This is a genomic window from Nocardia sp. CA-129566 (assembly GCF_050956075.1).
Lineage (GTDB): Bacteria > Actinomycetota > Actinomycetes > Mycobacteriales > Mycobacteriaceae > Nocardia.
The window spans coordinates 1852344-1872850 of the sequence record NZ_CP192085.1 but is presented as its reverse complement, the minus strand read 5'-3'; the positions used below and the strand labels follow the sequence as shown (position 1 = coordinate 1872850).

Genomic DNA, 20507 nt, shown 5'->3' with positions numbered 1-20507 from the left:
GGGACGAGGCCCTACGCCTTCACCATATCGACGGCGTCGGGCTCCTGCGGTGTCCGCGACCCGTGGCCATCGTCGACCATGGTCCGCTCGTCGAAGGGCAGTTTGCGGTCGAGGACCGACTGGACCCACTCCATATCGATGGTCTTGGTCCAGGTGCCGACCAGCACGGTGGCCACGGCATTGCCCGAAAAGTTGGTCAGCGCGCGGGCTTCGGACATGAACCGGTCGATGCCGACGATCAGGCCGACACCGTCGAGCAGTTCGGGGCGATGGCTCTGCAGTCCGCCCGCCAGTGTGGCCAGACCCGCGCCGGTCACCCCGGCCGCGCCCTTGGACGCGACGATCATGAACAGCAGCAGGCCGATCTGCTCACCGATATTGAGCGGTTTGCCCATCGCGTCGGCGATGAACAGCGACGCCATGGTCAGGTAGATGGCGGTGCCGTCCAGGTTGAACGAATATCCGGTCGGCACAACGACACCCACGGTGGTGCGTTCGACGCCCAGATGCTCCATCTTCGCGATCAGCCGCGGCAGCGCGGACTCCGAGGACGAGGTGCCCAGGATCAGCAGATACTCGCGAGCCAGGTACCGGACCAGTTTGAAGATCGACACCCGCGATACCGCCCACAGCAGCACGCCGAGCACGCCGAAGATGAACACCAGACAGGTCAGGTAGAACGCGACCATCAACAGTGCCAACTGCTTCACCGCGTCCAGGCCGGTCTTGCCGACCACATTCGCGATCGCGCCGAACGCGCCGATCGGGGCGAGCCACAGAATCATCGACAGGATCCGGAACACCAACTTCTGCAGCGACGCGACACCGCGCAGGATCGGCTCACCGGTCGCGCCCATCGCCTGCAGCGCGAATCCGACCAGCAGGGCGATGAACAGCGCCTGCAGCACGCTGCCCGTGGTCAGTGAGGAGACCAGGGTGGTCGGGATGATGCTCTGGATGAACTCCCAGGTGCCACCCGCGGCATGGGCCTGATCGGCCAGCTTCGCGCCTTGTTTGGCGGTCTTGGCGATATTCATGCCCGAGCCCGGCTCGAGCAGATTGCCGACGACCATTCCGATGGCCAGCGCCACCGTCGACATGACCAGGAAGTACCCGAGCGCGAGCCCGCCGACCTTGCCGACATTGGCCGCCGAGCGCACCGATCCGATGCCGAGCACGATCGTGCAGAAGATGACCGGCGCGATCATCATCTTGATCAGATTGACGAACATGGTGCCCAGCGGCGCCACGTCCTGACCGAATTCCGGCGCCAGCCAGCCGACCAGAATTCCCGCGATTACTGCGACGATCACGCCGAGATACAGCCAGTGGGTGCGGTCGCGTGGCTGCCGTTTCTGCACATCGCTCATAGCGGGAAAAGTCCTCTTCATTGGTACCGGGGTGAGGTGGCTCACGCCATCACGTGCACAATGTTGGCTCTGGAGGTGACGGCGGTCACGCTTTGGTGCATTACGTTCAGTGGCTAGAGGAAAGACAGTGTTGCGCGGTGAGAAGTACGGGGGACGTGGTCGGCTATCGCTGGCCGGACAGGCCTTCGTACTCCAGCTCGTGGTGCTCGGGCTGGTCATCGGCATCGGGGCGGTGCTCGCGGTGCTCGACGCCCGGCACGACAGCGATGTCACCACCTCGCGGGAAGTCACCGATGTCGCGGTGACCGTCGCGCAGGCGCCCTCCACCGTCGAGGCGCTGCACACCCCCAACCCGACCGCGCTGCTGCAACCGGTGACCGAACGGACCCGCCTCGAGACCGGCATGGACTTCATCGTGGTGATGGCGCCGGACCGGACCAGGTACACCCACACCATGCCCGAGCGCATCGGGCAGCCGTTCAGCGGCAATATCGACCGGGCGCTGGCCGGGGAGACCTTCACCGAGACCTTCACCGGCACGCTCGGTCCCTCGATCCGGGCGGTTACCCCGGTCTATGACAACGGGCGCATCATCGCGTTGGTCTCGGCGGGTGTCACCCGGGCGCGGATCGGCGATCAGGTCGGCACGCAGCTGCCGTTGATCCTCGGCGTCGCCGCCGCCGGCCTCGCGGTCGCGGCGGCGGGTTCGTTCCTGTTGAGTCGCCGGATCCGCCGACAGACGCACGGTCTCGCGCCCGCCGAGCTGCGCACGTTGTACGAGCAGCACGACGCGGTGTTGCATTCGATCCACGAGGGGCTGGTGGTTTTCGGGCCGACCGGTGAGCGCGCGGAGGTGGTCAACGATGAGGCGCGCAGGTTGCTCGATCTGCCCGACGGCGTGGTCGTGCGCGGCGATCTGCCCATCTCGATGCAGCGCATGAGCTGGGGTGTGGTCCGTGACGAGATGCATGTGACCACGGATCGGATTCTGCTGGTCAACCAGGATGTCGTCACCTGGGACCGGCGGCCGATCGGCACCGTGATCACCATTCGCGACCACACCGAACTGCGCACTGTGATGGGCGAACTCGATTCGGTGCGCGGTTTCGCGGAATCGCTGCGCGCGCAGGCACACGAATCGGCCAATCGGCTGCACACCGTGATCACCATGGTGGAGCTCGGTCGCTACCGGGAGGCGGTGGAGTTCGCGACCGCGGAACTCCAATTGTCCCAAGCTCTTATCGATCGACTGCTGACCTCGGTCGGTGACCCGGCATTGGCGGCGCTGCTGCTCGGTAAGGTGAACCAGGCCGCCGAACGCGGCATCGAGCTGACGATCACCGAGGATACGGCGCTCGATTCGACCGCGCCGCTGTCGGCACAGGAGACGGTGACGCTGGTGGGCAATCTGATCGACAATGCCATCGATGCGGCCGCCGAGGGCGCCGATGGATGGGTGGAAGTTACTGTGCGCCAACATGATTCGGACCACGGCTGCGATCCGGCGACGGCGGCCGATCCGGCGCTCGCGTTCGAGTTGGCCGCGGCGTTCGATGCGGTGCGAGCGGAGAACAGGGGGTCGGCGCTGTTCGTCCGGGTTGCCGACAGTGGACCCGGAATGTCCGCCGAGACCTTCGCCCGCGCCGCCGAGCGCGGCTATTCCACCAAAGCCGACCACCAGGGCCTCGGCCTGGCGCTGGTACACCGACTGGTCGACCGCCACGACGGTGTGATCGGTACCGAACGAGATCCGGAAAGCGCCGTGACCGTGACGATTCCGCGAAAGGACGCGCGATGATCCGAGTGTTGATCGTCGAGGACGAGCCATTGATCGCCGAGGCGCACCGCGCGTACGTCGAACGCATTCCCGGCTTCACCCCGGTGGCCGTCGCGTACACCGGCCGCGAGGCGATGCGCGCCGCCGCCGATGCCGCCGCCGAGAGCGCGCCGATCGACCTGGTGCTCATGGATATCGGCCTGCCCGACGCCAGCGGCCTCGACGTCGCCGCCGCGCTCACCGGCCTCGCGCCCCGCCCCGACGTCATCGCCATCACCTCGGCCCGGGACCTGACCATGGTGCGCACGGCCGTCTCCTACGGCGTGGTCCTGTATCTGCTCAAACCGTTCACCTTCGCCGCCTTCCGCGACAAACTCGAACGCTACCGCGAATTCCGCACCGCCCTGCCCGCGGGCGAAACCGCCATCTCCCAACAGGACATCGACCGCGCCCTCAGCGCCCTACGCACCTCCGACCAACGCGCCACCGCCCCCAAAGGCGTTGCCCCCCAAACGCTCGACGAAATCTCGCGCACCGTCCGCGACACCCCCGGCGGAGTCACCGCCGCCGACACCGCAACCACCGTCGGCGTCTCCCGCATCACCGCCTGGCGCTACCTCGAAAAACTCGCCGACGACGGCCTGGTCGACCGCAAATCCGACTACGGCCGAGCAGGCCGCCCCAAAACCCGCTACATCTGGAAGATCCGCCCGGAGTAAGCGGCCGAGGGCTCAGACGTCGGTGGAGAAGCGGATGCCGCCGTCGGGGATGTGGACGCCGGGCCAGACTCGGGCGCCGCGTAGTAGTTCGCAGCGGGCGCCGATATTGGCGCCGTCGCCGATGACGGCATCGCGGACGAGGGCGCGGGGGCCGATACGGGCGCCGAAGCCGATGATGGAGCGTTCCACGGTGGCGCCGGCTTCGATGCGGGCGCCGTCGAACAGCACCGCGCCGTCGAGGCGGGCTCCGGCGCCGACCTCCGCGCCGCGGCCGACCACGGTGCCGCCGATCAGTACGGCGCCGGGGGCCACACCGGCGCCCTCGTGGACCAGGGATTCGCCGCGCTGACCGGGCAGGGCCGGGGAGGGGGCGATGCCGCGGACCAGGTCGGCGGAGCCGCGGACGAAGTCCTCGGGGGTGCCCATATCGCGCCAGTAGGACGAGTCGACATGGCCTTGGACGCGGGCGCCCTCGGCGAGCAGTGCCGGGAAGACCTCGCGCTCCACCGAGACCGGGCGGCCCACCGGGATCTTCTCGATGTATTCGCGCCGGAAGACGTAGCAACCGGCGTTGATCTGGTCGGTCGGCGGGTCCTGGGTCTTCTCCAGGAAGGCGGTGACCCGGCCGTTCTCGTCGGTGGGTACGCAGCCGAACGCGCGCGGATCGCTCACCCGCACCAGGTGCAGCGTCACATCCGCATTGGTGGACTCGTGCGTGTCGAGGATCGCGCCGAGATCGGTGCCGCCGAGCACATCACCGTTGAATACCATGATGTTGTCCGCGCGCAGCTTGGGCAGCACATTGCGAATCCCACCGCCGGTACCCAACGGCTCGGTCTCGGTGACGTACTCGAGTTCCAGACCGAGTTCGGCGCCATCGCCGAAGTGCTCCTCGAAGACCTCCGCCTTGAACGAGGTGCCGAGCACCACATGGCTGATACCGGCATCGGCGATGCGGGCCAGCAGGTGGGTGAGAAACGGCAGCCCGGCCGTGGGCAGCATCGGCTTGGGCGCCGACAGGGTCAGCGGACGTAACCGCGTGCCCTGACCGCCGACCAGAATCACGGCGTCGGTGCCTGCATTTCCTGCCATCATGCTCCCCTGTTCACAGTGGATCGTCCTCGCTGGTGCACTCGACACCTTCGACACCAGTTCAGTACCCGGCGACATGCGCCGGGCACCATCGCGTGCCGTAGTTGTGACGCTAGCCCTGAGCTTCTTGCGCCTGTTGACGCAGCGCAGATCGAACCGCAATTCGGGAACGGATCGCAAGTCCGGCCCGCAACGCCAGCCGCAACGGCGCCTGCCACCAGTGCGGATGCCGATCGGCCTGGAATCGGTACGCGCTCGCGTGATGGGCGGGCAGCATCACCTCGGGATGGCGTCCGGCCGCATGTCCCTTGGCATGGGTGACCTCGGCCTCGGGCACGAAGACGTTGTGCCAGCCCGCCTTGCCCATCCGGTCGCCGAAGTCCACATCCTCCATGTACATGAAGTAGCGAGAGTCGAAGCCGTCGATCGAATCGAAGGCCGAGCGCCGCACCAGCAGACACGAACCGGACAGCCAGCCGACGGCCCGCTCGGAGATCTCCTCATTGTCCTGGCGGTAGCGCAGCGTCCACGGGTTCGACGGCCACACCGTGCCGAGAATGGCGTGGCCGGCACCGTCGAGCAGACCCGGGACCGAGCGCGCGGAGGGGTAGACGCTGCCGTCGGGTTCGCGCACCATCGGCCCGAGCGCGCCCGCCCGCGGCCAGCGCTTCGCGGCGGCGAGCAGCTTGTCGATGGAATCGGCGCCCCAGCGGATATCCGGATTGGCGATAACAATGAATTCGACGCTCGGATCGATCTCCGCGACCGCCCGGTTGATCGCGCCGCCATAGCCGATATTGCCGCCGGTCCGCAGCAGTCGCACGTGCGAGTTCGCCTCCGCCGCCAGCTCCGGCGTCCCGTCCACCGACCCATTGTCGGCGAGGATCACCTGTGGCTTCTCGCTGGTGGCAGCGGCCAGGGTGGTGATGAAGTGCTCGAGGTGCTCGCCGGGCGAATAGGTCACCGTGACGACGACAAGCCCACCGGGGGCCACAGAATCGCTCACGACTGCGCCTCGCTGCCGCTCGGCTCCGTCGCGCGCGATGGCGCGCTGTGTTTTCGGTTCACTCGCTGACGCTCATTCACGACCGCCCAGCCTAGCGGGACACCCACGACAGCGCGTCCCCGAGTGCGGCCTCCCACGGCCGCAGCGGAGTCAGTCCGGCATCGGCCCAGGAGCGATTGGACAACACCGAATATGCCGGGCGCCGTGCGGGTCTCGGAAATGCGGTCGAGTCACACGGACGGACCCGAGTCGGATCCGCGCCGATTCCGGCGAATACCGCCCGCGCGAAGTCGAACCAGCTGGCCTGGCCGGAGTTGGTCGCATGCAGCACCCGGGGCGCGTCCGGCCGACCGGCCAATTCCAGTAATCCCTCGGCCAGATCGGCGGCGTAGGTCGGGGAGCCGAGCTGATCGCTGACCACGTCGACGGTGTCGCGTTCACGTTCCAGCCGCACCATGGTGGCGACGAAATCGCTTCCGCGCCCGGTGTATACCCACGCCGTGCGCACCACATGAGCCTGTGGCGCCAGTTCCAGCACGGCCTGCTCGCCCGCCGATTTGGATCGGCCGTAGACGGTCGCCGGATCGGTCGGGTCATCGGTTTCGTACGGCTTGCCGCTGGTACCCGCGAACACATAGTCGGTCGAAATATGGATCAGCCGGGCGCCCACCCGTGCACAGGCCGCGGCGAGTACGGCCGGTCCGGTCGCGTTCCCGGCGAAGGCGGCCTCGGCATCGGCTTCGGCCTGGTCGACGGCGGTGTAGGCGGCGCAGTTCAGCACCACATCGCCCGGTTCGAGCACGGCGCCAACGGCATCGACATCAGTGATGTCCAACTCACCGTGACCGAAAGCGCGGGCGGCGGGGGCGCGGCGCAGGAGTTCGCGGCCCAACTGCCCGCCCGCCCCGGTCACGACAAGGTGCGCGGCTACGGTCGAGGAGGACGATATCGCGGTCACAGGCACGAGTCTGGCACGCCGGGACACCAGCGGTTGAGGTCCGCTCGGATAACCGTTGGTTAGCCTTGAGGCAACGGAAACGGGGGTACCGGGGGCGGGGCGGTCGAGTCAGCAACGCGTCGACTGCGATGAAACCGGCGCTGCGCAGGCAGAACATCAGCTGGAAGCGCTCGGCGAGCACAGCTCAGGATTGATACCCGGGTTCGGCGAGAGGATGCAGTGGTGCGGCAGATGGACAGGGCGACAGCGCCGTCGCGGCCATCCGGGGCCGAGGGCGGCTTCGGACCGCTGCGCGCGTTCATCGCGGTCGGGGCGGTGCTGATCCTGCTCATCACCGGATTCGCCTGGCACAGTGTGGACTCGCTGATCTCGAGTATCGAACGCATCGGCGGCCTCGGGCTCGGCGGTGGCCGCGACGGCGCCGTCGACATCCTGCTGGTCGGCGTGGACAGCCGCGCCGACGCGCACGGCAATCCGCTCAGCAATAGCGAGCGCGCCATGCTGCACGCGGGCGATGAGGTCGGCACCAATACCGACACCATTGTGCTGATCCGCGTCCCGAACGACGGCCGCTCCGCCACCGCCATATCCATTCCACGCGACTCCTACGTCGATATTCCCGGTATGGGCAAGGGCAAGATCAACTCGGCCTACGGCGCGACCAAGGAGGCCCAGCGGCTGAAGCTGATCAAGCAGGGCGTCTCGGAGGCCGACGCCGAACAGCAGTCCACGCAAGCGGGCCGTCAGGCGCTGATCAAGACCGTCGCCAATCTCACCGGCATCACCGTCGACCACTACGCCGAGGTCAGTCTGCTCGGCTTCGTACTGCTGACCGATGCGGTCGGCGGCGTCGACGTCTGCCTGAACAACACCGTCGACGAATGGATGTCCGGCGCCGACTTCCACGCGGGCCGCCAGAAGCTCGACGGCCCAGAGGCTTTGAGCTTCGTGCGGCAGCGCCACGATCTGCGGCGCGGTGATCTGGACCGGATCGTGCGCCAGCAGGTCTTCATGGCGCAGTTGGTCGGCCAGGTGCTCAGCGCCAAAACGCTCGGCAATCCGGGCAAATTGAAGAATCTCAGTGATGCGGTCGGGCGCACCGTTGTGCTGGACGATCATTGGGATGTGCTGGCGTTCCTGCATCAGCTGAAGGATCTGACGGGCGGTCAGGTCAGTTTCGAGACGGTGCCGGTCGCCGATCTCAACGACACGACCAGCGACGGTGAATCGGTCGTCCGGGTCGATCCGAAGGCGGTCGAGGCGTATGTGGCGGGGCTGGTCGATGGCAGGTCCGCCGATCATGGCGAGCCGACGATCGATCCGGCCTCGGTGCGCGTCAGTGTGTTCAATGCGAGCGGGGTCGGCGGACTGGCCGGTCAGGTAGCACAGGCTTTGCGGGCCAAGGGATTTCAAGAGGGACTGGTCGGTAACTACACCGGGCCCGCCATCACCGGCAGCCGAGTTCTCGCGGTGAATACCTCGAATCCGAAGGCGAAGGCGGTCGCACAGGCACTCGGCGGGCTGACCATCGTCCCCGATGCTTCGATGTCGCCCGATTCGGTCAGCGTCGTACTGGCAAGCGACTATTCTGGTCCGGGCTCGGCCGTGAGCCGCATGTTCGACTTCTCCTCCGGAACGTCGAGCACCGCAACGCCCGTGCCGCCCGCCCTACCGATCGACGCAGGCCAGAACGGACCGAAATGCGTGAATTGACCATGCGTGAATTGACCGATGCGTGACCAAGACCAGAAACTGACCCTCACCGAGGCGGTGCTGGATCCGATCCTCGAACGTGATCCAGCGGGTCCGCGCGTCACCTACTACGACGATGCCACCGGCGCCCGGATCGAGCTATCCGGGCTGACGCTGGCGAATTGGGCGGCCAAGACCGCCAATCTGATTCGCGACGAATTCGGGCTGAGCCCGGGAGCCAGGGTCGCGGTGCTGCTGCCGGCCCACTGGCAGACCGCCGCGGTCCTGCTCGGTTGCTGGTGGGCCGGGACCGAGGTGGTGCTCGGACCCGATCCGGACGCCGATCTGGCGCTGGCCACCGCCGAGCGGCTGGCCGAGACCGACGGTATCGCCGAGGTCGCCGCGCTCTCGCTGGACGCCTTCGGGATGCCGGTGCGCGATCTACCGATCGGCATCACCGATTTCGCCACATCCGTGCGGGTGCACGGGGACCACTTCCTGCCGCGCGGCACCGGGGTGGCGCTGGATGGTATGCCGGTCTCCGAGGTGCTGGCCGAGGCCAGGAAATCCGCATTGCGGCAGGGGTTCGGCGAGGGCGACCGGGTGCTGTCGAGCACACCCTGGGATACCGCCGCCGAACTGATCGACGGATTCGTCTCGGTGCTGGTCGCGGGGGCCGCGCTGGTGCAGGTGGTCAATCCCGATCCAGCGTTGCGCGAGCGGCGCATCGAATCCGAGCGGGTCACCGCGCAGCGCGGCTGACCTCCTACCCCGGTATCGGTGGGCGTCCGACCATAGGACGTTCCACTCACGCCGGGCGGTTAGTACGGTGGAACTATCGCACAACGATGGGGTTGGTGAGATGAAGCCGCAATATTGGTTCCGCTGGTTGTCGACGCAGGGTGCGCCTCGGTTGGCCCTGCGCACGCAGGCGCGGCGCGGTGATCCGTTCGCCCAGTTGATGGGCGGACCGGACGGCCTGGCCGATCCCTATCCGCTGATCGAGCGGCTGCGCGGGCAGGGTCGGCTGCTGCGCACCCCCATCGCGTGGGCCAGCTTCGACTACGATCTGTGCCGAAGTGTGCTGCGGGACAATCGGTTCGGTGTGCGCACCACCGATACCTTCAATATTCCGAAGCCGCTGCAACTGCTCGCCGAACGGCTTCCGCTGCCGCCCAATCCGGTCGAGCCGCCATCGATGCTGGTCATCGACCCGCCGGAGCATACGCGGATGCGCAAGCCGGTTGCCTCGGCCTTCACCCCGCGGGCGGTCGCCAGATTGCGGGATCGAGTCGAGACGGTCACCGAGGAACTGCTCGATGCGCTGCCGTCGGGCGGCTCGGCCGATCTCATCGAGTCGTATGCCGCGCAGGTGCCGATCGCGATCATCTCGGAAATGCTCGGCTTCCCGGAAGAGGACCGACAGGTGTTCCTGGACTGGGGCGATCGCATGACCCCGCTGCTCGATGTCGGGATCTCCTGGCGGGCGTTCCGGCGTGCGCTCGGGGCGATGGAGGTGATGAACCACTACCTCGACGGACATATCGCGCGACTGCGCCGCGAACCGGGCGACGATATCCTCAGCAGCCTGGTCACCGCCGGTGAACTCGATGACTTCGCACTGAAGGCGAGCGCGAGTCTGCTGATGGGTGCGGGATTCGAGACGACGGTCAACCTGATCGGCAACGGTGTCGCCCAATTGGTTACCCACCCCGAACAATTGGATCGGTTGCGCGCCGAACCGGACCTCTGGCCGAATGCGGTCGAAGAGGTGCTACGGATCGATGCTCCGGTGCAGACGACGGCGCGAATCGCATCGACCGACTTCGAATTCGAGGGTGTCCAGCTACACAAGGGCAGCACGGTCGTACTGTCGCTGGCGGGTGCGAATCGAGACCCTGCGGTCTTCGCCGATCCCGATGTCTTCGACGTCGGCCGCGCGAATGCCAAGGAGCACTTGACATTCAGCAGCGGCATACACGTGTGCCTCGGTGCCAGCCTGGCCCGCATGGAAGCCACCTTCGCGCTGCAGTCGCTGTTCGAACGCTTCCCCGACCTGCGGCTCGACGGAACGCCGCAACGCCGAGAGTTGTTCACGCTGCATGGATACGAGCGGATGCCGGTCCGCCTCGGCCACCGCGCGGCTGCCCCCGAACCGACTGCGGTCTGAGCTGCGCCTGGTGTCCGAGGCCGCGGGCGGCGGATGCTCCATGCAGCGTTGCGGCGGTACGAGCCGGGGCGACGATCGCGCACGGCCACTTCGCACCGCTTCGGCTACCGACCCCGACCCGGTTGGCGATCGCCGCCGACCGGGTCCGCGCGGCGCGACCGGTTGGTGTCAGATGCCGTGGCGACGCTCGCCCAGCACCGCTTCGGACAGCTGTGCTTCGGTTTCCGCCGAGAACGGTTCCCGGTACGCCGCGACCGCTCGGTTGGTCTCCTCGGCGACCAGGTCCGCGTTGATCTGGGCTGCCGCGCCCGCGCCCGCCGCTGCGGCCGCGCCGACCTGGGCCATCAGATCGGTGACATTGCCCGCGGCCCAGACGCCGGGGATATCGGTTCGGCCGGTCGGGTCGGTGGTGATGTACTGGCCGACCCCGGCGGGGTGTTCGGTCGGGCGCAGTCCGAGGGTGTCGAGGAACTGCGCGCGGGCCGCCATTCGCGACCCGACCACCACCACATCGCGAGCGACCACGGTGTCCTCGCCCAATCGAACTCCGGTGAGACGGTCGTCGACGATGCGCAGAGCGGTCACCACACCGTCTACCACGCGAATGCCGCGGGCGGCCAACTGCTCCGATTGCTCGGCGGTCAGCGCTGGATTCGTGTGCGCGAAGTAGCTGACATCGGCACTCAACTGCCGGAAGAGCAATGCCTGGTGCACCGCCATCGGCCCGGTCCCGAGCACGCCGATAGCCTGATCGCGCACCTCCCAACCATGGCAGTACGGGCAGTGGATCACATCCCGGCCCCATCGCTCGCGCAACCCCGGCACCTCCGGTAGCTCATCGACCAGTCCGGTGGTCACCAATAGCCGGCGCGCCCGCACCGATCGGCCGTCCACGGTCACCGCGAAGCCCTCCCCGTCGCGCACCACGGCGGTGACCTCCCCGCCGACCACCTGTCCGCCGTAGCCGCGGACTTCGGCGCGCCCGCGCTCCAATAGCTCGCCGGGCGGGGTCCCGTCGCGGGCGAGTAGTCCGTGCACACCCTCGGCCGGGGCATTGCGCGGACGGCCCGCATCGAGCACGACCACCGAACGTCGCATCCGAGCCAGCATCAGCGCGCCGCTCAATCCCGCGGCGCCGCCGCCGATCACCACCACGTCATAGTCATCTTTCAGCTGATCGGTCACCATGACCACCTCCTCACGACGACCATGCGGGACCGGCGGCGAACTTGGCAAACACACTTGCCGATATGGCAAACTGACGACATGGACGACGACCTCGGCAATGCGCTCGACGCGGTCGGACCTCGGCTGCGCACGCTGCGCCGCCAGCGCGAAACGACATTGGCCGACCTGTCGGCGGCGACCGGCATCTCGGTCAGCACCCTGTCCCGTCTCGAATCCGGCACCCGCCGTCCAACCCTCGAACTACTGCTGCCGCTGGCCAGGGCACAGGGCGTCACCCTCGACGAACTCGTTGACGCGCCACCCACCGGCGACCCGCGCATCCACTTGCGCCCGATCACCCGCCACGGCATGACCATGCTGCCGCTGACCCGCCGCGCGGGCGGGATTCAGGCATACAAACTCGTCATTCCGGCCAGCAGTCGCAAGGAGCCCGATCCGAAAACCCATGAGGGCTACGAATGGCTTTACGTCCTCAACGGACGCCTGCGCCTTGTCCTCGGCGAACACGATGTGATCCTCACCCCGGGTGAGGCCGCCGAATTCGATACCCGTGTTCCGCACTGGTTCGGCACCGCCGACTCCGAACCGGTCGAATTCCTCAGTCTCTTCGGCAAACAGGGCGAGCGCGCCCACCTGCGCACCAGCCCCGAGCCGAAATCCCGTTAGCGACGGCACCCCGCTACAGTGCGGCCGTTCCCGGTGCGGTACCGGCGGGACCCGCTACGGGTACGAGTGGGAGAAGACCAAGTCCCCCGCCGGTGCAGCCGACATCGAGTTGGCTGTGCAGTTTGGTCGGCGGCGCGGCATCCACCGCGCCGCCGAACAGACCGGTCCGGTGCGCTAACAGGTCCGGAGGACAGCGTTCCGACGACTGCTCAGCTGAAGCCGACGGCTTGTTCACCCCAGGCTGTGTGCAGGTCGCGGTCCGGATTGTCGACTACCCGGTCGATATTGTCGATGAGGAGGGTGGTGCGAGTGTTGGGCCGGTACGGCGGCCAGTGTTTGGAGCCGTCGATGGCGGCGGGGACGCCGTGGGTGGCGAAGGCGAGCCAGCGGCGCTGCATGCGGCCGGAGACCTCCATGGCTACCTTGCGGCCGCCGAGCCAGAACGTGGGGTCGTGGTTCAGAGTGCCGAAATTGCCGAAGACATAAGGTAATTCGGTGGCATGACCGGCGCCGACGCGAGCCGCCTTCAGCATCGGGGTGGCATGGTCGAAGCGGTACATCCAGGTCGGCGAGTGCGCGGCGTGGCCGTCGGCGACCCAGTGGGCCGGCATGCGGAAGGCCGCATCGGTCGACATGGCCAGCGCGCCACGGGTTTTCGCGAGATCCGGGTATGCCGAGGTGATCTCGGCGATGCGCTCGGGGGACATATCCGGGTGGTTGGCGGCCACATCGCGCAGCATCGCGTTGACCGCGTCGGGAGTCACCGGCATGATCGGCGAACGTAGCACGCGGAACAGGGATGCCTCGTCCTTATTGGTTCCGATGATCAGCGGCACGCGATGTGATCGGCCGCGCTGGAAGCGGTCGATCGGATAGGTCGGAACCAGGTCGCCGTCGACGACCGGCGCGGCGGCCAGCCTGCCCGGCTCCCGCAATGGGATCTCGTCGAGCAGTACGCCCGCCGCGGTCACGATCCGTTCGATCGGGCATTCCAGCAATTCATGCGCGCGGGCGAAGGGCAGTTCCATCAGTTCCAGCAAGCGCCGGGCCACACCGGCGGCCCGCTCCTGGCCGAAAACCGTTGTTGCAGGCGGGCTTTGCGCGATGGCCCGGTGGAAGAGCCCGGCGGCCGGCGGCGAAGTCAGCAATGCGGTCACGCATCCAGCGCCGGATGATTCACCGAAGAGGGTCACATTTCCCGGATCGCCGCCGAATGCGGCGATATTGTCACGCACCCACGCCAGCGCGGCGAGTTGGTCGTGCAGGCCGAGATTGGGCGTGAACTCGCTGGACAGCGACGACAAATCGAGGAAGCCGAGCGCGCCGAGCCGGTAGTTGACCGTCACCACCACGACGTCGCCGGCTTCGGCCAGCGTGCGGCCGTCGTAGATGCCCTGGGCCGCGGTGCCGAGGCAGTAGGCGCCGCCGTGCAGCCACACCAGCACCGGCCGTGGCGCACCGGTATCGGCGGAACTGCGGGGTGAGAAGACATTGAGCCACAGGCAGTCCTCTCCCATCCGCAGACCGGAGTCGACCGGAACCATATTGCCCATCGTCTGCGGCGCGATTTCGCCGAAGGTCGTGCACTCGCGGATCCCGTCCCACGGCTGCGGCGGCAGCGGTGGCCGGAACCGGTTCGGCCCCGCCGGTGCGGAGGCGTACGGGATGCTGCGCCACACCGCGACCGGTCCGGCCCACCGTCCGCGCACGCGGCCCCAGGTCGTTTGCGCTACCGGCTCGGTGTCGCCGACCTCGGAGTCCGGTTCGGTATCGAACTGAGTGGTCATCTTCCCGCACCTCCTGCCCACGACCCGGGCAGTGCGCTACGAGTTTGCTCCGGCCGGGTCCAGCGCCTAGCGATCTCTCATTCGAGAGTACGTCCACCCGGACGGTTGGACGGGTAAGTCGCATCACAGCCCCCGGGCGCTACGCTGGGCCGATGCCGAGTTATAGCTTCCGATGCCGCCGCTGTGGCGACACCTTCGATGTCAACCGCCCGATGGCGGAGGCGTCGAATCCGGCGGCCTGCCCCAATGGCCACGACGACACGGTCAAGCTGCTGACCACATTTGCCACGGTCAGCCGGGGTAGCGGTGGGGCACCGTCGCCGGCGCCGACGCCACGGCCCGCTGGCGGTGGGTGCTGTGGCGGTGGGTGCGGCTGCTGATCCACCATTGATCCGAGCAAGGCAATTCGTGTGGCCTAGATCACATTTGTCCGCCTGATCGTGGACGTCGCGCTAGCCCATGACGTTCACGGCCTGGGGTTCGTGAGCGTCATGCCATGGCGATCAGTCGCGCTTATCGGCGTGGCCGAGGTCGCGGTCGGGGGCCACTCGGTCGCGTACCCGCTGTTTGAGTACGGCGATATCGGGAAAACCGCCGTCTGCCTTGCGTTCCCAGACCTGGTCGCCGTCGACGGTGATGCGGAAGACCCCGCCGGTGCCCGGGATCAGGGCCACCTCACCGAGTTCGGTGGCGAAGGTGCTCAGCAATTCTTGCGCCATCCAGCTCGCGCGCAGCAACCAGCGACATTGCGTGCAGTACTCGATCGCGACACGTGGCATGGGTGGCACGCTACCGGTCATGGTTCGATGACGCCGTCGAGGTAGACCCAGGCGCCGTCCACGCGGGTGAATCTGCTGACCTCGTGCAGCGAGCCGCGGCGTCCGTCGGCGCGGAAGTGGGCGATGAACTCGACGGTGCCCGCATCGTCGAATGGTCCGCCGCGCTCGGTGCGCAGGATCTCCAGAAACAGCCAGCGCTGGTCCGGATCCAGCTCGAGCGTCTGCGGCCGGGTGCGCGGATGCCAGGATCGCAGCAGGTATTCGGCATCGCCGACCGCGAATGCGGTATAGCGCGAACGCATCAGCGCCTCGGCCGTCGCCGCAGGCCGCTCCCCCGCCAACACCGGTCCGCAGCACAGACCGAACGGTTCTCCACGCTTACACGGGCACGGCCGGGACTCGTCCATATCCCGAATCTTGCTCGCCGCGTGAACCGCGGCGCACATGGGGGTATCGCGGCCGAGTCGCGCGCCCTCGATGACCGCCGACCAGAATCACCGAGTCGGCCAAGATCAGGCAAAGTCGACACTCGGGCGATGACGGCGCTGCTATCTGATCTTGATTCGTGGGTTCGACCGAGCCGCCTGAGCGCGAAGAGATTTCGATGGCGGATGCTCGGCAATGGTTCGGCGACTTGGATGTTCTTGGGGCTATACAAACGACTTTGGCGTGTCGCTCGGAGTGTCGCTTGATAGTGCGCCGAGATCGGCGATCCGGCAACTCCGAGGCGACGAATCACCGTGTGTATAAACGCAAGTGTCGGCACCGATCAAGGAGCCCACCATGGGACTGCTGAATGTGTTGAACGTCTTGAGCACCGGTTCGTCCATCGCCGCGAGCAGCGTCTCGCTGCTGGCCAGCATCCTCGGCCTGTTCTCTCTTTCCTGACCCAACCCCACGCGATGCGAATGCCTTGCGGCACAACAGCATCGATGGATCCAACCGCACGTCGATCCGCGATCGACGACCACACCGTCACATGGGCGCGCACCGCCGGGCCTGCCGATGCGCGGCAACCTCTAGGCGCGACCTACTGATACGGGGTCGCACCGTTGTGGTCTTTCGACGCACGGCGGTGCCTTCGCACGGTCCTGCGACGCACGGCAGTGCCACCGGGCGGTCCTGCGACGCACGGCAGTGCCATCGGGCAAGTTGCCGATGCGCGAATACTGATGTACCACCGCGTATTACGCAATTAGCCGGTGTGTGACCTGCCTTTGCGCAAGCTGCCGATCCGGGCCTTCCGTTGCCCCGGCCGCCGATGCGTGACCCACCCTCACCCAAGCCACCAACGCATGCCACCCTCACCCAAGCCACCAACGCATGCCACCCTCACCCAAGCCACCAACGCATGCCACCCTCACCCAAGCCACCAACGCATGCCACCCTCACCCAAGCCACCAACGCATGCCACCCTCACCCAAGCCACCAACGCGCGACCCACTCTCGCTGCCGACGCGTTCGCGCCAATGCCCGGCTGCTGGCACGCGGTGCGCTCGGGCGGGATCGCACCCATGCGCGAGTGCCATGGCGCGAACATATCGGCGCGCCGATGCGGTTACCGGACCGCGGAGGCGGCCAGAGATGTGGCTATGGCGGCGGTTTGGTCGCGCCAGCGGCGCAGTTCGGTGACGCTCGGGGCGAGTTCGTAGTCGTAGTGATGCGCGGCGCGCGACAGTGCCGACCATACGGTGGCTACTTGGGCGGCGGTGTCGTGACCTGCGAAGACGCGTAGGGCGAGCAGTTGCGCGCGCATCGGGCAGCGCGCCAATTCCGGTGCCACCTGTAGCCACAGCTCGTCGACGGACTGCTCGAGCGCGAGCCGCAGGATCCATACCGTCGCTCGCGACCACAGCCCGTCCGCGTCGGTCACCGACCCGTCGAGCAGCCGATCCACGGCATCGAACCGCTCGGCAACGGTCGGCCGCGGCGGAGTCGGCCGCGCCGCCGCGCCCTGCCTCCGCCCGCCGCCTTTCCGACCTGCCTCGGCCCGCCGACCTGCCTCGCCCTGTCGACGGCCCCCGCCCCGCCCCCCAGTTCCACCCCGCCGCCCCGTCTTCCGTCGCGAACCCTCCGCGCCCCGTCCATCCCCTGCCTCCGCACTACCGGGTCTGCCTGCACCGTCGCCCGAACCACGTGCACCACTGCGCGACCCGCCCGCAGCACCACCAGGCCCACCCGCACTGTCACCACCGCGCGACCCACCAGCACCACTACCTGTCCCGCCCACACCAACGACACCCGACCCACCAGCACCATTACCTGCCCCGCCCACACCAACGACACCCGGCTCACCCACACCACCGCGCGACCCACCAGCACCACCACTTGTCCCGCCCACATCACCACCGCATGGCTCGCCTGCATCGACTCCCGGCCTGCCGGAACCACCATCCGGTCCACCCCCACTACCGAACTCGCCCGCACCACCACCCCGCCCACCCACACCTCCGACACCCGGCTCACCCACACCACCACGCGGCTCGCCTGCATCGACTCCCGGCCTGCCGGAACCACCATCCGGTCCACCCCCACTACCGAACTCGCCCGCACCACCACCCCGCCCACCCACACCTCCGACACCCGGCTCACCCACACCACCACGCGGCTCGCCCACACCACCACGCGGCCTGCCGGAACCACCATCCGGTCCACCCCCACTACCGAACTCGCCCGCACCACCACCCCGCCCACCCACACCTCCGACACCCGGCTCACCCACACCACCACGCGGCTCGCCCACACCACCACGCGGCCTGCCTGCACCGTCACCATCCGGCCCGCTCACCAGCGCGGCCCCCGGGCCGAGATCACGACGCGGCAGTCGTTCATTGCCGCAACCATCCGACGAACTTTTCGGTGTCCGCGATCAGGTCGCGCATGCCACGGCCGATCGGTACGTGGGCGCCCGCGGTGGCGTCGCGCAAAGCGTCCACAACCCATTTGCCTTCGCGGGCAAGGTGTTTGTTGAGGTCGTCGACGCGGCCGCCGATACCCATCACCGCTAGGGCGACCATCGCGCGGGTCGTCTGCGCACCTTCGATATGGCGCTCGACGTCGCGGTGGTCCATGCCAGCGGCCAAGAGATTTCGACGCGCCCTGGCCAGGCTCGCCGCTTCCACGGCCGAGCGGCAGCAGGTGGCCACCAGTTCGTCGGCGATCGCCGGCGGCAGCTGTGGTGTGCGCACCAGTGAGCGCGCGTCGTCGAGGTAGCGGCGGATGGGGTCGCTGGACATCCGCACCTCCACCACCGAGCGCTCGCGCCGCTGCACCTCGAGGACGCTGGCGTCGAGTTGCATCCGCCGCACCGCCTCGGCCAGCCGCTCGTCATGGGTGAACACGATCACCTGCCGCGTCCACGCCATGACCTCGAGCACCCTGGCCAGCCCGTCCACCTTCGCCGGATCCATTGCCTGCACCGGATCATCGATCATGACGAAACGAAAGGGACTGTCCTCCACGGTCGCTCGCGGCAGGAACAGGGAAAGTCCAAGGGCGTGCAGCTCGCCTTGACTCATCACACCGAGCGCGGCCCCGTCCACCTCGTCCACGGTGACATCCAGCAGTACCCGGCGCGCGGTTCCGGCATTGCCCTGCAACCTGATCGCGCCGAGTTCGACATTGCTCTGCTGACGCAGCGTGCGCCAGACCCAGCGCGCCGTGGTCTCCAGCGGCGCCATCCGCTCACCGCGCAAACCTGCCGTCGCGGCTTTCAGCCAGTCCTCGGCGCGTTTGAGAGTGCGCAGTTCACCGCCGTTCGCAACGATCGCGCGCGCCCCGTCCAGCCAGGCGGTGATGCGCGGCACCAGCGGTGACCACACCTCGTCGAGGCGGTTCAATTCCTTGCGGGTGCCCTGCTGCAATAGCTCCAGCTCGTCGACCAGGCGCGCGTGCGCACCGCGCAGTCGATCGGGCAGGTCCGGGGAGTAGTCGGCGCCGGTCAGTGCCGCCCAGTCCGTCCAGGCTCGGCGGACCGCGGTGGTGTCGACGGTGGGCGGATTGCGCGGATCGAAATCCAGTTCCGGTGGAATATGTTCGGGCAGTGCGCGAGCGTCGCGGACGGCCTGCCGCAGCGCGTCGCGTGCGGTCGCGAGCGCGTCGACCCGGGAGGTCAGCTCGGTCATCGCCGCCTCGGCACCGCGCAACCACGCCGCGTCGAGTTCCCCGCGCCCACACACCGGACATGCGCATTCCCCGCTGGCGGCGACGTGATCGCGCGCCCGGCGCAGCAACTCCAGCACCCGCAGATCGGCCTCGGCGTCCGCGGTCGAATCGCGCGCGAGCACCGCACGGCACTGTTCGAGGCGCGCGGCAATGGCTTCGACCTCGGCACCGGTGGGCAAGGCGAGGCGCACGATCGCGCGCAACCCGTCCGGACCGACCGGATGTTCGGCCGTGCCGAGCACTTCACGGCCGATCGCGGTGAGGTCGGGCCGGTCCGGGCGCAGCAGCGCCGCCATCCGGACCGCGCGATCGTCGGCCACCGTCTCCAGTGCGGCGACCAGTTCGATACGTTCCTGGCGCGAATCCCGCACGGCGCGTTCGAGTTCCAGTCGACGAGTGCGGATTCGCTCCTGCGCCACGGTCAGTTCGTCGAGGCCGAGCAGCCGGTGCAGCGCGTCGAACAGGTCGCTCGGCTTACCGTCGACGAGTGCGCCGAGTTCGCTGTAGGACAGGAAGGGTCGGTACAGCTCCAGCAGACCGGCCCAGCGCGCACCATCGAAATCCGTTGGCGCGGTATCGGGTCGCTGTTCGGTCCAGTGCGCCTGACCCAGTTCCGCCTGCGGTGCCCATTCTTTGGCGATGGTCAGCTCGGGAACGGCTCCGGTGGTGAGCAATTCGAGGTCGATCCGCGCCGATGCGCCGTCGTGCAGATTCCGCCAGCCCTCGCGCCAGGCCGCCGACCGGCCGTCCCAACGGCGATTGCTGCCGGTGAGCACCAGTTCGGCGGCCTCGGCGAAGCTGGACTTGCCACTTCCATTGCGCCCGACCACCAGGGTGAGGCCGGGGCCGGGCGGCAGCTCGAGGGTCGCCTCGGGGCCGATGCCGCGGAAGCCGCGCACCCGAATCGCGCGCAGGAAGATTCCGGAACCGTCGAATTCGGTTGCCAGATCATCGGATTCGCTGCCGCCGAGGGCGCGCAGCACCGCATGTGCGACATCGGGGGTGACGGCCGGATCAGCGGCGAGCCGCCGGGATACCACCTCGGTCAGGCGCGGCACCGTCGTCGCAGGATCTGTTCCCGGATCTGAACGCATAGGCAACCCCCTATACCACCGAACCGCGGCAAGTCCTCCAACCCC

The 20507-nt window shown here is 67.9% G+C and carries 18 protein-coding genes; 7 read left to right on the top strand and 11 right to left on the bottom strand.

Going from position 1 to position 20507, the window contains the following annotated elements:
- Positions 1-11 precede the first annotated feature (11 nt).
- Positions 12-1370 carry a cation:dicarboxylate symporter family transporter gene (locus ACQP0C_RS08530; RefSeq protein WP_433732233.1) on the bottom strand — a complete coding sequence of 453 codons (1359 nt, stop codon included), beginning with the start codon at positions 1368-1370 and terminating at the stop codon, positions 12-14.
- Between the two features lie 109 nt (positions 1371-1479).
- On the opposite strand from ACQP0C_RS08530, the gene ACQP0C_RS08525 reads away from it, so the two are divergent.
- Both ACQP0C_RS08525 and ACQP0C_RS08520 read left to right on the top strand, forming a co-directional pair.
- Positions 1480-3168, top strand: coding sequence for an ATP-binding protein (locus ACQP0C_RS08525; protein WP_433732231.1), 1689 nt, complete (start codon positions 1480-1482; stop codon positions 3166-3168).
- The gene (locus ACQP0C_RS08520; protein WP_433732229.1) at positions 3165-3866 is read left to right on the top strand and encodes a response regulator; all 702 of its coding nucleotides are present in this window, start codon (positions 3165-3167) and stop codon (positions 3864-3866) included. The genes ACQP0C_RS08525 and ACQP0C_RS08520 overlap by 4 nt, the downstream gene beginning before the upstream one ends.
- A gap of 12 nt (positions 3867-3878) precedes the next feature.
- Here the strand turns inward: ACQP0C_RS08520 and ACQP0C_RS08515 are convergent, their stop codons facing one another.
- From ACQP0C_RS08515 to rfbD, 3 genes are all read right to left on the bottom strand, one after another.
- Entirely contained in the window at positions 3879-4958 is a 1080-nt protein-coding gene (locus tag ACQP0C_RS08515; RefSeq protein WP_433732227.1) for a sugar phosphate nucleotidyltransferase, read from the bottom strand.
- Between the two features lie 112 nt (positions 4959-5070).
- Positions 5071-5964: a glycosyltransferase family 2 protein gene (locus ACQP0C_RS08510; protein ID WP_433732225.1), complete on the bottom strand. Its 894-nt coding sequence runs from the start codon at positions 5962-5964 to the stop codon at positions 5071-5073.
- 91 nt (positions 5965-6055) lie between these two features.
- Positions 6056-6922 (bottom strand): dTDP-4-dehydrorhamnose reductase, encoded by an 867-nt coding sequence (rfbD, locus tag ACQP0C_RS08505; RefSeq protein WP_433732223.1) that lies wholly within the window; start codon positions 6920-6922, stop codon positions 6056-6058.
- Between the two features lie 231 nt (positions 6923-7153).
- On the opposite strand from rfbD, the gene ACQP0C_RS08500 reads away from it, so the two are divergent.
- From ACQP0C_RS08500 to ACQP0C_RS08490, 3 genes are all read left to right on the top strand, one after another.
- The gene (locus ACQP0C_RS08500) at positions 7154-8635 is read left to right on the top strand and encodes an LCP family protein (RefSeq protein WP_433732221.1); all 1482 of its coding nucleotides are present in this window, start codon (positions 7154-7156) and stop codon (positions 8633-8635) included.
- Between the two features lie 18 nt (positions 8636-8653).
- A complete protein-coding gene (locus ACQP0C_RS08495; RefSeq protein ID WP_433732219.1) occupies positions 8654-9376 on the top strand; it encodes a TIGR03089 family protein in 723 nt (240 codons plus the stop codon).
- Positions 9377-9476: 100 nt separating this feature from the next.
- The gene (locus tag ACQP0C_RS08490) at positions 9477-10784 is read left to right on the top strand and encodes a cytochrome P450 (protein ID WP_433732218.1); all 1308 of its coding nucleotides are present in this window, start codon (positions 9477-9479) and stop codon (positions 10782-10784) included.
- A 168-nt stretch (positions 10785-10952) separates the two neighbouring features.
- On the opposite strand, the gene ACQP0C_RS08485 is transcribed toward ACQP0C_RS08490, so the two are convergent.
- Positions 10953-11972 (bottom strand): NAD(P)/FAD-dependent oxidoreductase, encoded by a 1020-nt coding sequence (locus tag ACQP0C_RS08485; RefSeq protein ID WP_433732215.1) that lies wholly within the window; start codon positions 11970-11972, stop codon positions 10953-10955.
- A 78-nt stretch (positions 11973-12050) separates the two neighbouring features.
- Between ACQP0C_RS08485 and ACQP0C_RS08480 the strand changes: the two genes are divergently transcribed.
- A complete protein-coding gene (locus ACQP0C_RS08480; protein ID WP_433732213.1) occupies positions 12051-12638 on the top strand; it encodes a helix-turn-helix domain-containing protein in 588 nt (195 codons plus the stop codon).
- Between the two features lie 209 nt (positions 12639-12847).
- Here the strand turns inward: ACQP0C_RS08480 and ACQP0C_RS08475 are convergent, their stop codons facing one another.
- On the bottom strand, positions 12848-14425 hold the full coding sequence (locus ACQP0C_RS08475; RefSeq protein ID WP_433732212.1) for a carboxylesterase/lipase family protein: 1578 nt from the start codon (positions 14423-14425) through the stop codon (positions 12848-12850).
- 152 nt (positions 14426-14577) lie between these two features.
- On the opposite strand from ACQP0C_RS08475, the gene ACQP0C_RS08470 reads away from it, so the two are divergent.
- Entirely contained in the window at positions 14578-14805 is a 228-nt protein-coding gene (locus ACQP0C_RS08470) for an FmdB family zinc ribbon protein (RefSeq protein ID WP_433732210.1), read from the top strand.
- Positions 14806-14928: 123 nt separating this feature from the next.
- Here ACQP0C_RS08470 and ACQP0C_RS08465 read toward each other — a convergent pair whose 3' ends face one another.
- The 5 genes from ACQP0C_RS08465 to ACQP0C_RS08445 form a co-directional block, all read right to left on the bottom strand.
- Positions 14929-15204: a SelT/SelW/SelH family protein gene (locus ACQP0C_RS08465; protein ID WP_420772092.1), complete on the bottom strand. Its 276-nt coding sequence runs from the start codon at positions 15202-15204 to the stop codon at positions 14929-14931.
- Between the two features lie 17 nt (positions 15205-15221).
- Entirely contained in the window at positions 15222-15611 is a 390-nt protein-coding gene (locus tag ACQP0C_RS08460; RefSeq protein WP_433732208.1) for a YchJ family protein, read from the bottom strand.
- Between the two features lie 1151 nt (positions 15612-16762).
- The gene (locus ACQP0C_RS08455; RefSeq protein WP_433732206.1) at positions 16763-17101 is read right to left on the bottom strand and encodes a hypothetical protein; all 339 of its coding nucleotides are present in this window, start codon (positions 17099-17101) and stop codon (positions 16763-16765) included.
- On the bottom strand, positions 17074-17979 hold the full coding sequence (locus ACQP0C_RS08450) for a hypothetical protein (protein WP_433732204.1): 906 nt from the start codon (positions 17977-17979) through the stop codon (positions 17074-17076). Before ACQP0C_RS08450 ends, ACQP0C_RS08455 begins: the two co-directional genes overlap by 28 nt.
- 53 nt (positions 17980-18032) lie before the next feature.
- Positions 18033-20462 carry an AAA family ATPase gene (locus tag ACQP0C_RS08445; RefSeq protein WP_433732202.1) on the bottom strand — a complete coding sequence of 810 codons (2430 nt, stop codon included), beginning with the start codon at positions 20460-20462 and terminating at the stop codon, positions 18033-18035.
- Positions 20463-20507 lie beyond the last annotated feature (45 nt).

What these genes read in the sequence shown, in the direction of transcription:
- ACQP0C_RS08530 (WP_433732233.1), bottom strand. Translation starts at nt 1,370, where the DNA reads ATGAGCGATGTGCAGAAACGGCAGCCACGCGACCGCACCCACTGGCTG.
- ACQP0C_RS08490 (WP_433732218.1), top strand. Translation starts at nt 9,477, where the DNA reads ATGAAGCCGCAATATTGGTTCCGCTGGTTGTCGACGCAGGGTGCGCCT.
- ACQP0C_RS08500 (WP_433732221.1), top strand. Translation starts at nt 7,154, where the DNA reads ATGGACAGGGCGACAGCGCCGTCGCGGCCATCCGGGGCCGAGGGCGGC.
- ACQP0C_RS08520 (WP_433732229.1), top strand. Translation starts at nt 3,165, where the DNA reads ATGATCCGAGTGTTGATCGTCGAGGACGAGCCATTGATCGCCGAGGCG.
- ACQP0C_RS08480 (WP_433732213.1), top strand. Translation starts at nt 12,051, where the DNA reads ATGGACGACGACCTCGGCAATGCGCTCGACGCGGTCGGACCTCGGCTG.
- ACQP0C_RS08465 (WP_420772092.1), bottom strand. Translation starts at nt 15,204, where the DNA reads ATGCCACGTGTCGCGATCGAGTACTGCACGCAATGTCGCTGGTTGCTG.
- ACQP0C_RS08495 (WP_433732219.1), top strand. Translation starts at nt 8,654, where the DNA reads ATGCGTGACCAAGACCAGAAACTGACCCTCACCGAGGCGGTGCTGGAT.
- ACQP0C_RS08460 (WP_433732208.1), bottom strand. Translation starts at nt 15,611, where the DNA reads ATGGACGAGTCCCGGCCGTGCCCGTGTAAGCGTGGAGAACCGTTCGGT.
- ACQP0C_RS08515 (WP_433732227.1), bottom strand. Translation starts at nt 4,958, where the DNA reads ATGGCAGGAAATGCAGGCACCGACGCCGTGATTCTGGTCGGCGGTCAG.
- ACQP0C_RS08450 (WP_433732204.1), bottom strand. Translation starts at nt 17,979, where the DNA reads ATGGTGACGGTGCAGGCAGGCCGCGTGGTGGTGTGGGCGAGCCGCGTG.
- ACQP0C_RS08475 (WP_433732212.1), bottom strand. Translation starts at nt 14,425, where the DNA reads ATGACCACTCAGTTCGATACCGAACCGGACTCCGAGGTCGGCGACACC.
- ACQP0C_RS08485 (WP_433732215.1), bottom strand. Translation starts at nt 11,972, where the DNA reads ATGGTGACCGATCAGCTGAAAGATGACTATGACGTGGTGGTGATCGGC.
- ACQP0C_RS08470 (WP_433732210.1), top strand. Translation starts at nt 14,578, where the DNA reads ATGCCGAGTTATAGCTTCCGATGCCGCCGCTGTGGCGACACCTTCGAT.
- ACQP0C_RS08445 (WP_433732202.1), bottom strand. Translation starts at nt 20,462, where the DNA reads ATGCGTTCAGATCCGGGAACAGATCCTGCGACGACGGTGCCGCGCCTG.